Here is a 14688-nt window from a genome sequence, read left to right as displayed (position 1 = left end):
GGCGGGCAGAGCGCCATCGCTCCATCCCCCGCCGTGCCGGATATGATGCTAAATCAGCCGCTCGCCAGTACCGTCTCTGTGGCGCAGATGGGTCAACCCGGCGGCATTACGCTCACCGGCGGTCAGTTGCAGTCGGGCATCATCTTCACCCTGCCGTCTGACGAGGTAATCACCAACGCGCGGCTGAATCTCTCGCTGAAGGTGTCGCAGGCACTGGCCGCCCGCAACACCTCGCTGCAACTGATGCTCAATGGCCAGCCTCTGGGCACCCTGCCACTGAGCGCCTCTGACAGCGCCAGCGAAGATTATCAGCTCGATATCCCGGCGGCGATGGTGGTCTCCAGCAACAACCTCAGCTTTAAAATCAACGATGCCGACCAGCTGCTGCGTGAACGCGACAGCGCCAGCCAGTACCAGGTGACGATTCTGCCAAAATCAACGCTGTCGCTGGAAGGACAGCAGCTGAACATGGGTAATGCGCTGCGCAATTTCCCCCGTCCCTTTATCGACTCGCTGCGTATGACGCCCTCCAGCATGACGATGATCTTCGGGCAAAGCGTGACGCCGGGCCAGGTGAGCGCCGCGGCTATCGTCTCCTCCTGGATGGGTATTCAGACTGACTATCGCGGCATTCACTTCCCGGTATTACGCAATGAGCTCCCGGAGAAGAACGGTATTATCTTCGCCAGGCCCGGAGAGACTATCGCCGGGCTGCCGGTGCCGGAGGTCAGCGGGCCGACCCTGCAACTGGTGGATAACCCGGCAAACCCGGTTTACAAACTGATGCTGGTGATCGGTAAAACCGACGACGATCTGCGTCAGGCCGCCTGGCGTCTCACGCTGCCATTGAGCGTGGACAGCAACACCTTATCGGTGGCGCAGCACAGCATGCCGGTCAGTAAAGCGTATGATGCGCCGCGCTGGATCAACACCGATCGACCCGTGCCCCTGCGCGATCTGCTGCGTAAGGATCAAAGCCTGACCACCAACGGCATCTGGCATGACGCGCTGCGGGTTAACTTCCGCGCCGCGCCCGATCTGTTTCTGTGGGACGGCGACAGTCTGCCGGTTCATCTCAGCTACCGCTTCCCGTCAGAAAGCTGGATAGATGAAAATAAATCCTTCCTCAATGTCACGCTCAACGGCACCTTTTTGCGTAATCTGACGGTAAACAAAGTCGGGCTGCTGGAGAACATCTGGCACCGCCTGGGCGGCGATGCACGTCAGGAACATTACACCCTGAAGCTCGATCCCTACCTGATTTATGGCGATAACCAGCTCCAGCTCTATTTCAGTATCAAACCTAAAGAGAACGCGCCCTGCGGCGTGCTGACCAACAACAATATTAAAAGCCGCATTGAAGATGACGCCTTTATTGACCTGAGCCACACCCGTCATTTCACGCTGCTGCCTAACCTCTCCTATTTTGTTGGCGCATCCTTTCCGTTCAGCCGTTTTGCTGACTACTCGCAAACCGTGCTGATGCTGGCGTCGCAGCCGGGCAATGCGGAAATCAGTGCTCTGCTGGATCTGGCGGGACGTTCCGGCAATGCCACCGGCGTGGCGCTGTACCACAACAGCGTGATGTTCGGCATTCCGGCAGGTGGCACGCTGCTGCAACAGCTGCAAAACAGTGATGTGCTGGCGGTCTCCACCCTGGCGCAAACCGCCTTTAACCAGTCGATGCTGCGTGATTCGCCCTTTGAGGTGAACAGCCATACGCTGGGGGTGAAAGAGCCGGGCTGGCGCGATAACCTGCGCGGCTGGCTGACCGGCGACTGGTATCGCCAGGCGCTGGATGCCGACCGCTATTTTTCGTCAAACGAAGACTGGCGCGGCTTTGTCAGCTACCGCTCGCCGTGGAACACCTCGCGGGTGGTGGTAATGACGGTGGCAACCGATGATGCTCAACTGTCGCGCCTGCACAATGACCTGTCGCTGGCGCGGATAAATGCCGGTATTCGTGGCGATACCGCCATCATCACCGATGAAAATGGTATCCGCAGTTTTCACGTTGGCGCGCAGTTCCCCAGCGGCCAGATGCCGTGGTACATGATGGTGGTGTGGTACGCCAACCAACATGCGGTGCTGCTGGCTTTCCTTGCGTTATTGATCTCCGCAATCATCGGGCTGAGTACCTGCGTGCTGTTGAAAAAACATGCCTGGAAGCGGCTCAATCCACAGAATGATGCCCGTGGCAAAGGCGATAAGAAGTGATGACGATGAAAATAAACACGCTTACCGCCAGAATGCGCCCGCTGTGGATGCCCGGTATCACGCTGCTGGCCTCGGTGCTGACGCCGCCTGCGCTGGCGGATCAGAGCAATAATCCGGCGCTGATAGCGTTATTCGACCAGGCCAGCTACTGGCACCAGAAAGCCCATGACGATCTGGCCCGCGATGCGCTGAATAAAGTGCTGATGGTGGATAACAACAACAGCCAGGCGCTCTACCTGATGGCGCTCTGGGCGCAGCAGAGCGGGGATAATGAAAACGCGGCGAAATGGCGGGCGCGTCTCAGCCAGGTTGCGCCGCAGGACCCGCGTCTGACCGAACTGGATAATGCCCGTCAGATGCAGACCATTCCCGCAGCCCAGCTGTCGCTGGCCCGTCAGCAGGCCAGAGCGGGCAATATTGCCGCTTCGCTGCAAACCTGGCGCAACACCTTCAGTGGCAACGAGCCGCCGGACAGCGTGGCGGCGGAATACTATCTGACGATGGCGGGCGACCGGACGCTGCTGCCGCAGGCGATTGATAATCTGCGGCAGTTTGCCGCGCAGCACCCGCAGGATACCGGAGCCAGGCTGGCGCTGGGTAAGGCGTTGACCTGGCAGGAATCGACCCGCCGCGAAGGGCTGCAAATCCTTGAAGGGATGGCGAGCGGTAACGCCGATGCCGACCGTTCGTTGCGTCAGGCGCTGCTGTGGCTGGGGCCACAGGCAGAGGATGCGGCGCTCTATCAGAACTATCAGCAGCGTCACCCGCAGGACCGCGCGGTGATGGATTATTACCGCAAAAATGTCGGCGGCGCGGAGAAAGGCCAGGGCTTTACCGCCCTGAACAGCGGCGATGTTTCCGGAGCTCAGACGGCGTTTGACCGGGTATTAAAGGCCAACCCGCAGGATGCCGATGCGCTGGCGGGCCTGGGCTATGTTGCCCAGCGCAGCGGGAATTACGCCGCTGCCGCCGATTATCTTGACCGGGCGGCAAAGCTGGGCGGTGACAACAGCCAGCAGCGCCAGCAGCAGGCGGCCGACGCCCGGTTCTATGCTGAGCTTGGCCAGGCTCAGCAGGCGATGAAGGCGGGTGACGTCGCCCAGGCGCTGAGTCTGAGCGAGCCGTTAACCCAGACCGAAGGCGAAAAAGGCCTTGCCGCCAGACTGTTTCGCGCTGACGTGCAGCGGCGCAGCAATCATCTGGATGCGGCTGAACAGACCTACCGCGCGGTGCTCCAGAGCAATCCGGATAACCGTTCGGCGAAAGAGGGGCTGTTCTACGTGCTGCGCCAGCAGAACCGCACGGCGGAAGCCAACACCCTGCTGGCGGCGCTGCCCGACACGGTGCGCGCCAGCATGGCACCCCGACCCACTGCCAGCAGCGAGCCGGTGCGCCGTCAGGCCAAACAGGCTCTGGCGGCCGGTAACATCGCCCAGGCGGTGGGACTGCTTCAGCAGGGAATTCGCCGCTTTCCTGACGATGGCTGGCTGCGGCTGGATCTGGCGCGCATTTATCAGCAGCAGGGCAACACCAGCCTGGCGGCTGGCGTGATGCAACCCGCCTTCCGCCAGGGGGCCAGTGGTAACGAAATCTATGCGGCGGCGCTGTTTGCCAGTGAAAACGGTGCGTGGCAGCAGGCGCAGTCCCTGCTTTCCCGCATCCCCCCGCGTAATCAGAACCGCGATATGCGCGATCTGGCCAGCCGGGTCAATTTCAATCTGCAAATGGGCGTGGCCCAGCAGTACCTGGCGCAGGGTTCCAACACTGCCGCCCTCAACACCCTTAAGGCGCTGGCGGTCAATCCACCGGACAATCCGGCGGATGTGGGCAGCCTGGCGAAAAATCTGGCGGCGGCGGGCGATCTGCCAGGGGCGGTTGCACTGGTGCGTAACAACATGCAGCGCGGCGTGCAAGGTAACGCCGGTGATTATGCCGACCAGGTACAGGTGCTGAATCAGGCGGGGCTGGCGGGTGAAGCGCAAAGCTTCCTCAGTAATCCGGAATTGCAGTCGCGCAGTACTCCCACCCAGCTGGCGGGCATCCGGAATGGTTATCTGATTAACGAAGCGGATCGTCTGCGAAATCAGGGCGAATATGCCGCAGCTTATGACAAGCTGATTGCTGCGTTGCAGCACGATCCCCAAAACACCGATCTGATGTTCGCGATGGCCCGACTTTATCAGTCCGGCAAAATGAACGCACAGGCCGGGGTGGTTTACGATTACCTGATTACCCGTGACACCCCCGCACAGGACGCGCGGATTGGGGCCATCAACGTGGCGCTGACCGAACACAACCTGCCGAAAGCGAAAGCGCTGGTGGCTGGCCTGCGCGGTGAGCAGACGCCGCAGCGGCTGCTGCTGATGGCGCGCGTCGCTGAGGCCGATGGCGATCATCAGCAGGCGCTGGCCTGGCTGCGTACTGCGCATGGAAAAATCAACGGCTTACAACAGACGTCCGACGGTTCTCCGCCGGTGATTGGCGGGATGGTGCTGGCGGATAACCCGTTTATCAACCGCACCACGCTGCCGGTACGCCACAACGCATCGCCTTCAACTTATGGCGCGGTGATGCCGTGGCAGCAGAGCACGGTGGCCGCTGACAGTAGCGGCCAGACGGCCAGTGCTGATGTGCCGACACAGCAGGAGCAGACTCGCCAGCAGATCGATAACATGCTGGATGATTTGCAGCAGCGCACCGGCAACTGGACGCAGGGAACGGTGCAGGTCCGATCGCGTGACGGCGAATCTGGCCTGAGCAAGCTGACCGAAGCCAAAGCGCCGCTGATGTTTTCCACCGTCCCCTATGGCGATACGCGCTTTGACTTTACGCTGACGCCGCTCAGCCTGAGTGCCGGCAGTGCGTCCGGTAGCGCTATCCCGCGTTTCGGCACCGAAGCGCTGGAGCAGGGGCGTATCGCTCAGGCCAATGCCGTCACGCCGTCATCGGTGGCGCTCAACTCGCCAGGCGCACAGAATGCGTCAGGGGCCGAGGTTAATCTCGCCCTGAGCAACGACAATTTTAAAATCGATCTTGGTACCACGCCGCTGGGGCAGGATCTGAACACGCTGGTGGGGGGCATTCAGTGGTCGCCAAAGCTGACGGATTATCTGACGCTGATCCTGACCGGTGAACGTCGGGCCGTCACCGACAGCCTGCTCTCATATGTCGGCATGGAGGACAAGCTCACCGGCAAAAGATGGGGTCAGGTGACCAAAAACGGCGGTAACGCCATGCTGAGCTACGATAACGGCGATGCCGGATTCTGGTTAAGCGCGGGCGGCTACAGCTATCTGGGTGAAAACGTCGCCACTAACCAGAGCCTGGTTGGTTCGGCAGGAGCCTATCTTCGCCCCTGGCATGATGACAACAGCGAACTGAAGACCGGCATCAGCTTCAGCTGGATGGATTTTTCCAAAAATCTCAGCTACTTCAGCTATGGTCAGGGCGGCTATTTCAGCCCACAGAACTTTGCGGCCGTCTCTTTTCCGGTGGACTGGAGCAAGGACTACGACGATCTCAAAGTCAGGATTGGCGGTTCGGTGGGCTACCAGTCGTATTCACAGGATCGCAGTGCTTACTTCCCCACCGATGCGGCGAAACAGCAGCAGTTGCAGAGTTACTTTGATGCCGGTGACGTGACTGAAGCCTGGTATGGCGGCAGCAGCAAAAACGGCATCGGTTATAAACTTCATGCCGGGGCGGATTACCGGGTGACGAAAGATGTCACCATTGGCGGCCAGCTTGGCTACGACACCTTCGGTGACTATAACGAGAGCAGCGTGCAGCTTTACTTCCGCTACCTGCTTGGGGACAAATAAGCATGAATGAACTGACAGAGCGAACGCTGAACTACTACCGTCAGCAGCAGTATCAGCCTGGCTGGTTTGATCTGCTCAGCGTGATGATCAACGGGATGTTACGCAATGCGGGCGAACGGGAGAGTCATGCGTTTTTGCAGCAGATGGGCGAGACGCTGGCCGCTCGCTATCCGCTGGCGGCAGCGCAGACGGTGGCCGATCTGGAGTATCAGATCAACGCGGTGCTGGCGCGCTTTAACTGGGGCTTTGTCGATGTGCAGCCTCATGCCACCTCGCTGCTTATCTGCCATATGGCCCTGCCGCCGGGAGACGGCGTGATTGACGGACCTCAGTGGCGTGCGGCCCTGGGCGCGATGCTGCTCGGCCTCTACGGGCGCTGGCTGGCTGAACAGGGCGGTCAGCCAGACGTCCCGCTGGTTTGTAAGCAAACCAGCGACGAAACCACATTAACTTTCTGCTACCAGAGGTGAGACGGGTGAAGAAGCTTTGGCTGACGAGCGTAATAGTAATAGCAATGCTGCTGAGCTGTGTGCAGGCCAGCGCAGCCGACGGCTGGAGCAGCTTTAAAAGCCGTTTTATGACCGGTGATGGCCGCATTCTGGATACCGGCAACAACGATATCAGCCACACCGAAGGGCAGGGTTACGCCATGCTGATGGCGGTGTCGTATAACGACCGCAGCAGCTTTGACAGCCTGTGGCGCTGGACGCAGCAGCATCTTAAAAATCCGCAAACCGGCCTGTTTTACTGGAAATATAATCCGGCGGCTGCCGATCCGGTGGCGGATAAAAACAACGCCTCCGATGGCGATGTGTTGATCGCCTGGGCGCTGCTGAGGGCCGGACAGAAGTGGCAGAATAGCGGATATTTGCAGGCATCCGACCGCATCCAGCGCGCCATTGCCGATCACAGTGTGAAAAGCTTTGGCGGCTACACGGTGATGCTGCCGGGTAATCAGGGGTTTGATAAAACCACCTACCTGATTATCAATCCGTCCTATTTCCTGTTTTCCGCGTGGCGTGATTTTGCCAGCCGCAGTCACCTGAAAGTGTGGAATAACCTGATCGACAGCGGTATGGATCTGCTGTCGAAGATGCGCTTTGGTGATGCGGGGCTGCCGGTGGACTGGGTGGTGCTGAATGCCGATGGCTCGGTCGCTCCCGCCACGGCGAAACCCCCGCGTTTCAGCTATGACGCCATCCGCATCCCGCTGTATGTCTGGTGGTATGACCCGCAAAGCCTGCAACTGGTGCCTTTCCAGCGTTACTGGATGAGCTTCTCACGGCTGCAAACCCCCGCGTGGATCGATGTGCTGAACAATAACAAAGCGCCTTACAATATGTCGGGTGGGCTGCTGGCGGTGCGTGATTTGACGCTTAATGCGGGCGGCTTGAGCGATCGGTCAAGCGATAAAGAAGATTACTACTCGGCCAGTCTGCAAATGCTGGTGTGGATAGCGATGAAAGATCGCTAATCGTCTGAGCAACTTACTCATTTTTGCATTCGCCGCGCTAAATTATGCGGCGGTGCAGGGATTGTCTGACGCGTAGCGCAGGGGGTTAACTGGGGAAAACGGCGGAGATCACCGGGACCCCAGATGAACCCAATTCAGACCACTTCAACAGACCAGCAGAACAGACGACAGCCGGCAGCGTTGGTTCTGACCATCGGCATTTTTTTTGACGGCACGGCGAACAATGCCGTTAATACCACCTCCCGCCTGCAATCCTGCGCGGCGGAATATTTTGGCCTCGACGATGAACAGGCCCTGTCAGCGCTGGCGCGACTGGGGCAGGACGGCCATCAGGGCAGCCATCTTGGCTACTACACCAATATCCACTGGCTGAACAACCTGTATCAAACCGATTTGCCGATTGCTGAAGGGCAGATACAACAGCGTATCTATATCGATGGCATCGGCACCGAAGCAGATGAGAAAGACAGGCTGCTGGATACGGCGCTGGGCACCGGCGCACGGGGCGTGGTGGCGAAAACGGATAAAGCCATTGCGGCGATTGCCGATCTGCTGCGTGATTTCTTCAGCAGCCAGCCTGATGCCGCTTGCTGCACGCTCACTGAACTGCAATTTGATCTGTTTGGCTTCAGCCGGGGAGCGGCGGCGGCCAGACACTTCGCCAACCGGGTTTTCAGCCAGGACCGCGCAATTATCGCCGCGCTGCAACAGGGCCTGTGCGGGCTGGATTATCAGGGTGCGGCGGCGGGGAAGGTCCGTTTTCTGGGGCTGTTTGATACCGTTGCGGCGATTGGCAGCGCAGCCAATGGGCTTAACCCCAACAGTGCGCACAGTGGCGAGGTCCAGCTGGAACTGCGCCCCGGCGTGGCAGAGAAAGTCTTTCACCTTACCGCCCGGCACGAGTGCCGCTTTAACTTTGCCCTCAACAGTGTCAAACCGGCGTGGCCGGAGCTGGCCTTGCCGGGCGTCCATTCTGATATTGGCGGCGGCTATCACCCGGTGGAGGAAGAGAACTGTTTTCTCACCCGGCCACAGTTTGCCACCGTTGCGCTTGCTACCGATGATGCCAGCACGGCAGTCTACCGGCGGGCAGCTGAAGAACTTGATGCCCTGAGACATTACCCGGCCAGCGCGCTGTTAACCGCCAGCAACCCGACACAGCTGGTCAGCTGGCATGACGACCGTATGCCGACCGATCGTTACGGTATGCTGCAAAAGCGCAGCGGCGCGGCGGCAGTTTTGCGCCACCGCGTGCGCAACGACTGGGCGAAGGTGGCGCTGAGGGTAATGCTGGATGCGGCCTCGGAAGCCGGTGCGCATTTTACCCCGGCGGTGCCGGCATTTCCTGAGCTGGCGTTGCCTGTGGAGCTGGAAAGCCTGTGTGAAAAGGCCGTCGCCCTGGGACGTGCGGCACGCAGCGGTGGGCAGGCGGTGGGATTTACCACCCCGGAGCTGAACCTGCTGGCGGGGCAGTATCTGCACTGTTCCGCCAACTGGAACGCCGTCAGCGTTGATGAAAGTGGCTGCGTTTCCGGCGCGGTCAGGCCTGGCAAACTGCTGTCATTCACTAACCGCCCGGACAGGCACTGGCAACGCACGATTTACAGCGTGGATGGCCGGAAAATGTGAGCGGAATTACCTGGCGTCTGTTTGCATCGGAAAAGTACCAGATAAATAATAGCGGCAACGTCATCTGCGACGAAAATAAATCTGACAGCAGATAATAATGGCACCATTAATCACAACGGTCGGTCTCATCGCTGTTGCTGCCGAAGCGTGCGGTATTTATATCTGATAAAAACATGAGAGATGCCGCAATTATTCTTACTGATTATTGACCTGTAATTATTTGCAGAATAGCATCGCAACCGCTGATCGAAAATCAATTTTCAGGATGCAAAAAATAAATATCTACCGAAAATTATTCGCGTTGCAGGAAGGCGGCCAGCGAGTAAATCCCCGGGAGCTTACTCAGGTAAGTGACCGGGGTGCGCTCGTGCAGCCAACGCACCTGCAACGTGAAGTATGAAGGGTATATGTGGGTGAAAAATACCGTTCATTAGCAAAATAAATTGCAGATAATATCAGGAATTTTCAGGGTAAAAATATCCGTAATATAGACCAGGCGATGGCATCTCTGAATAAAATCATCTCTAATCCTGGAATGAAAATTAATAAGGCTGATAAGGATGCAATAATTAATGCCTGGCGGAGTCTGAACGCCAACGATATGGCTGACAAGCTGGGCAACCTTGCCAGAGCGTTTAAGGCGGTCGATGTAGTGCAGAAGGTTGAAAAGATCCGCCAGAAAAGCATTGAAGGATTTGAAACCGGAAACTGGCAGCCGCTGATGCTTGAGGTTGAATCCTGGGTGCTGAGTGGTCTGGCCGCCAGCTTTGCACTGGGGATACTGACCAGCATAATAACTTCTTTATCATCAACTTTATCTCTAATAACAGCTGTAACTATTCTTGGAATAATATTGTTTAGTGTTGCTGCTACATTAATTGATGATAAATTAGTAGATAAAATAAATAATGAACTGATACGTCCTGCATATTAAATTAGAAAAGGAGAGAGCACTTTTATCTCTCCTTTTTTTACTGTGATATATTATAATTTAACTCATTACCTTTAGATAGAAGAATTGCATGTAAGGATGTTATAAAAAATAAATCGCTAAGATATATTTTCTTTATACTCCCTATATATTCCGATTATAATCCACAAAAAAAACACGCTAAAAACGAAAACTCCAGAGTAAATGCTCACATAAAATAACGTAAGGAAATAGTCGTTTTCTGCTACGATTTTTAATGGTTTTCTTTTTGTGGTCATTTCTATATTACAAAATATAAATATATAAATTATAACCGCGTACAGTAAGGAGTAGAGAATTCCTGATCTTATCTTTTCACTTAATGGAGTTATGGTTTTTAAAGTCAGGCAATTGCGTGATGTCAAAACAAACAGCAGTGCAAAAATGGGTGCCGTTTTGCAGTAAATATCCATCACCTTACTCATTAATTGATTTTTAGCTGACATCAAAGCGGGCCAGTCTGCACCGAAGCTGGCGATCTCTTTCAGCAGGGGGGATTGTGGATCATCCTGATAAAAAGCAAAGATAAACAGTATTGGTATCGCGGAAAGTGCCATAAAAACCAGCATTCTTTTGCTTATTTCATTGTTTTTCCTGACGATATCCGCGTGTTCCATATTATCTCCCTGTTTGTTATTTCACCCGAAATCTGTCCCGTCGGGCTGCTCCGGTCGCCTGCCTGGTTCGGAAAGTGCCTGTAATCCCTGTATGACTCTCGGCGCTGCGCCCGTTTTGCGTTGTGCTCCTGGTAAGTGGCTGTGACATCTGTTCGGAAAGATTGTCAGCCCAGATTGATAATCATGGCCGGCATCACTCTTTTTTCACCAGAATGTTGCAGTCCCAGCGATGATAAAGCGGCTTTATATTATCTGTCAGTATTCTCAGGGGAATTTGTGATACCACGCATATAGCCTGGCAGAGCATTTTATAACGGCGTACTGTTTTGCATTGTCGTGCCGCAGACTGTAAAACGGCCTGCTCCCTGTGTGCTGAAGTATCCTTGCCACCCGGCAAAAACAGGGCGCAAAGTAAATGAACTCAGCCCGCAATGAAACTGCCTTCGATAATAACGGGAAGGGAAATGATTCATCGCAACGACCTGTCAGCTCGCTGCTGTGCTGCCTGCGCAACCAGCATGCCAGTTGCGCAGGCCTCACTCTCAGCTGTTTGTCCCACCTACTGCGGCCAGGCCACCCAGTCGCCACCGTTAAGCCGAACCCAGGGTTTGCCCTGATAGAGGATCACCACCGCGTTATCATTTTCCGACACCACCGGCGACTGCGGCAGATTCTCCGTCAGCGCTGACATGCTGACGTTGGCCGCATTAAACACCTGCCCGTCCACCACCCGCGAAATCAGATCGGAGAGCGCCAGCAGGCTGGTGGGGGCGTCTACCTGTAATGGCTGCTGCTGATGCGGTGCTTTCATACCGGCGAACATAATGCCCACCGGTACATGGGTAATCGCCGGGCTGGGGATGTCACGCAGGCCGGGCATCTGCATTTTGTCACCTTCAAGGGCTGCACCGTGCTCCGGCGCAACAATCACCATCACCTTACGGCCTGATTTATCCAGACGGGTCAGGAAGGCATCCAGCTGGTCAAACAGCTGTCTGGCCCTGGGCTGCCAGGCGGCGGTTTTGGTGCTGCCCAGCTCCCGCGTGCCATCATGCAAGGGGATCAGGTTGTAAAAGGTGGCGCTGCGCGGATCGTGACTTTTTTGCCGCTCATCCAGCCAGCGCTGCATCACCTCGGCATCATTCAAAACCGGGGAGCTGTCAAACGAAGACCAGGCGGCGTTGATGCCGTTCTGCACCATCAATGGTGCCTGCAAATGACCATCGTCACGCAGTTCTTTCAGGTAGTCACCAAATACGCCGGTATGGTCCATCATCAGCTCAGATTTAAAGCCGAGCTTCGCCAGGTTATCAAACAGATAGCAGCGTTGATCGGCAGGCTGATAAAGCGAGGCGTGGGAAGCCTGACCGCAGCTGGCACGAAGCAGGCGAATGCCTGCCGGACCGCTGTAGCCGGTGGCGGAGTTGTAATTGTTCAGCACCACATCAAAGTGCTTCCACAGTGGGTGATTGCGCAGCTGGGCGTCATCCAGATCGGACCAGGCGAGCGAGCAGATGTTAATCACCAGAATATCGAAGGGCGTGGCGTCCGCCGGTAATGCGCCCGGGAAGGCGGTGATACGCTGCTTTTCACTCTGGTAAAACTGGTTAAGCCAGGCGGTCAGGTTTTCGCTGGTCGGCGGTGCCGACTGGTCGCTGGCACTGGCCGCTTTTGCCACGTTACCGGACGGCGTCGGCGTGTTCAGCACGGCCTGCGGCGTGCTTTCTCTGTCAGGCAACAACCTGAATGCCGGACCGGCAAGATTGACCAGATTGATCCACAGCAGCATCAGGGTCACCAGTACCGTGATGCGCAGCCACTGCGCGATAAACAGATAGCCCACCAGCATCACAAAGCCGGTGCCAATCATCGGCCAGTTGATAAAACGGTTCGCCAGGTCAAGCAGGTATGCGCCGGAAAAACCGGTCAGCTGAGAACCCTGGCTGGCGATGCTTTCCGGGCCCGGTAGCCAGGTGTCATGCCAGAACAGCGCGATAGCCACCGGAACAGCCAGCCAGTGACGCAGGCGATGCAGGCGTGGCGAGGGCAGGGGGAAAAGCAGCGCGGCGAGGAACACCAGATTGCTCAGCGCATGAAAATTAAGGTAGCCAAACCACAGCAGGGCAAATTTGACCAGGAAGTAGAAATTCCAGCCGCCCAGGCCCCGCCAGTGGAGGAGGGGATCTGGCTTCACAGGTTGGTGTTGATTCATTATTTATCCGATTCTGAAGATTTTCGTCGCCAGGTGCCCTGGTATTTCAGTGCGCGAGGCGGGGTAATACGCAGCACCAGCCGCCGCCACTGTCGTGGCAGCCAGCGGGCATAAAAGGGTTTCAACAGCAGTAACAGCAAAACCATCAGTATCAGGATTTGCACCACATCGATTAATGTCATCTGTTTTCTTCCGTGAAAGGCGCGCCGATGGTGATCATTTGGGGTTTTCTGCGCAGGGGCGGTTCGGCCAGCGGCTCTGCCTGGGCGCTTTCCGCTACCGGCTGAACCGCACGCCAGGGGGATGGCACGTTGCGGGCGATCAGTCGAATTTCCGATAAAATCTGTAAATCTTCGTACCACACCAGCCGGTTAGTGAAGATCTCGTCATGCGGCAGACGGAAGATAAATTTCAGCGCCGTGTTCAGGTCATTAAACCGGCAGGATGAGAGGAACAGGTAGAGTCTGTCTCCCACCCGGGTGACCAGATCGCCGTCGCGGCGGGGTTTGCACAAGGTCAGGGCCTGTTCGGCTTTCAGCTCCGGAACCGGGCGCAGCGCCACCAGCAGACCTTTGCCGTTCTCCGGTAGCAGGGTGTTATTGACCAGCTGGGTGACCGACGGACAAAAATCTTCCAGCGGCAGATAGCCGCGCTCCTGCATCGGGCGCATGGAACCCAGCAGTACGCTGAAATCGGCGGGAACGTGGCGATTGTAAGACTGTCCCTGAATGCCTTCCAGCGCGGTCAGAAACCGGGACAACGGTGCGCTGAACGGCACCAGCGCATTGACGCCGCAGGCCAGCAGCAGCCGTTCATCGCTGTAACGCAGCGCCGTTTGCATTTCACGCACCACGATTTTCAGCGCCGTTCCCCGCGTGCGGCGCAGGCTGTGCACCTGTGCCGCCAGCGAGGAAATCTGGTCACTTTGTTGCAGCGAAAACACCACCGTGGCCGCACTTGCCTGCTGTGCGCGCTCATACAGGCTGTCGTTATCGTCAAACAGGCTCCACTGGCTGGAGAGTGGCGGTGCGCCTTCCAGCACCGATCTTTCGGCCAGGAAAAGCTGCTCATCATTCAGGGTCAGCGGGGGTTTCTGCGCCTGCTGATTAAGCAGAACAAAGCGCGGTTCTTTGAAGGCAAACCGCACGGTGCGGTCGGCCACCATACCGGTTTTATTTGCCCACCAGTTAATTCGGTAATGCCAGCTGTCCTGCTGCCAGTCAAGATGGGCCAGCCCGTCAATATGGCGATAAAATACCTGCAACTGACTGCGCAAATGATTAATTCCGGAACCGGAAGTAATAATAAGAAGCGACAGTGATTTTTTGCTTAATGTCCGCTGTATTTTTTTTATCCATGATTTTAATTCTTCTGGATCTAATTTTTCCCACAATTCGGAGGAATTAAAAAATATTAACAGCCGGGGTTTATCATTAAATATTCTGGCGACATCATCGGCAAATGCCAGCAGCGCACGACGCGTCCCGGCCAGCGAAAAAAGAGGGACAGCAGAAGAACCCGCTGCGGGCGGCGGATCCAGCAAGGATTCGGGGGCCGATCCGGCAGTAATCAGTGCCACTGAAGGTTGTTGAGAAATACACTGACGCACCAGCGAGCGGGCATCTTCCTCACGGTTAGCGGTTAACCAGTAACAGCCTGATGACTGCATCAGCATTAATTCATCTCTGACCTGTCCGAAGCCTAATGTGAATGACGGAACCATAGGAATTTTCGCAATCCGATGTATA

General features: G+C 56.5%; 10 protein-coding genes. 6 read left to right on the top strand and 4 right to left on the bottom strand.

Features of this window, described 5'->3' with window-relative positions:
* The 6 genes from bcsB to BG55_RS04550 all read left to right on the top strand — a co-directional run.
* A partial coding sequence (bcsB, locus tag BG55_RS04575) for a cellulose biosynthesis cyclic di-GMP-binding regulatory protein BcsB (RefSeq protein WP_034934811.1) occupies positions 1–2217 on the top strand: 2217 nt, incomplete at its 5' end.
* A gap of 5 nt (positions 2218–2222) precedes the next feature.
* Positions 2223–6038 (top strand): cellulose biosynthesis protein BcsC, encoded by a 3816-nt coding sequence (locus tag BG55_RS04570; RefSeq protein WP_034934809.1) that lies wholly within the window; start codon positions 2223–2225, stop codon positions 6036–6038.
* A gap of 2 nt (positions 6039–6040) precedes the next feature.
* Positions 6041–6508: a cellulose biosynthesis protein BcsD gene (gene bcsD, locus BG55_RS04565; protein ID WP_034934784.1), complete on the top strand. Its 468-nt coding sequence runs from the start codon at positions 6041–6043 to the stop codon at positions 6506–6508.
* Positions 6509–6513: 5 nt separating this feature from the next.
* Positions 6514–7512: a family 8 glycosyl hydrolase gene (locus BG55_RS04560; RefSeq protein WP_420889603.1), complete on the top strand. Its 999-nt coding sequence runs from the start codon at positions 6514–6516 to the stop codon at positions 7510–7512.
* A 123-nt stretch (positions 7513–7635) separates the two neighbouring features.
* On the top strand, positions 7636–9141 hold the full coding sequence (locus BG55_RS04555) for a phospholipase effector Tle1 domain-containing protein (RefSeq protein ID WP_052018691.1): 1506 nt from the start codon (positions 7636–7638) through the stop codon (positions 9139–9141).
* Between the two features lie 442 nt (positions 9142–9583).
* Entirely contained in the window at positions 9584–10075 is a 492-nt protein-coding gene (locus BG55_RS04550) for a colicin-like pore-forming protein (protein WP_338070020.1), read from the top strand.
* Between the two features lie 116 nt (positions 10076–10191).
* Here the strand turns inward: BG55_RS04550 and cui are convergent, their stop codons facing one another.
* From cui to bcsE, 4 genes are all read right to left on the bottom strand, one after another.
* On the bottom strand, positions 10192–10728 hold the full coding sequence (gene cui / locus BG55_RS04545) for a colicin immunity protein Cui (RefSeq protein ID WP_034934782.1): 537 nt from the start codon (positions 10726–10728) through the stop codon (positions 10192–10194).
* A 559-nt stretch (positions 10729–11287) separates the two neighbouring features.
* Positions 11288–12940, bottom strand: coding sequence for a cellulose biosynthesis protein BcsG (bcsG, locus tag BG55_RS04540; protein ID WP_052018689.1), 1653 nt, complete (start codon positions 12938–12940; stop codon positions 11288–11290).
* Positions 12940–13122, bottom strand: a complete 183-nt coding sequence (bcsF, locus tag BG55_RS04535) for a cellulose biosynthesis protein BcsF (RefSeq protein WP_034934780.1) — start codon at positions 13120–13122, stop codon at positions 12940–12942. Before bcsF ends, bcsG begins: the two co-directional genes overlap by 1 nt.
* A complete protein-coding gene (gene bcsE / locus BG55_RS04530; RefSeq protein WP_034934778.1) occupies positions 13119–14663 on the bottom strand; it encodes a cellulose biosynthesis protein BcsE in 1545 nt (514 codons plus the stop codon). The genes bcsF and bcsE overlap by 4 nt, the downstream gene beginning before the upstream one ends.
* Positions 14664–14688: the final 25 nt, after the last annotated feature.

The organism is Erwinia mallotivora (assembly GCF_000590885.1).
Classification (GTDB): Bacteria; Pseudomonadota; Gammaproteobacteria; order Enterobacterales; family Enterobacteriaceae; genus Erwinia; species Erwinia mallotivora.
This window is presented reverse-complemented; position numbering and strand designations above follow the sequence as displayed.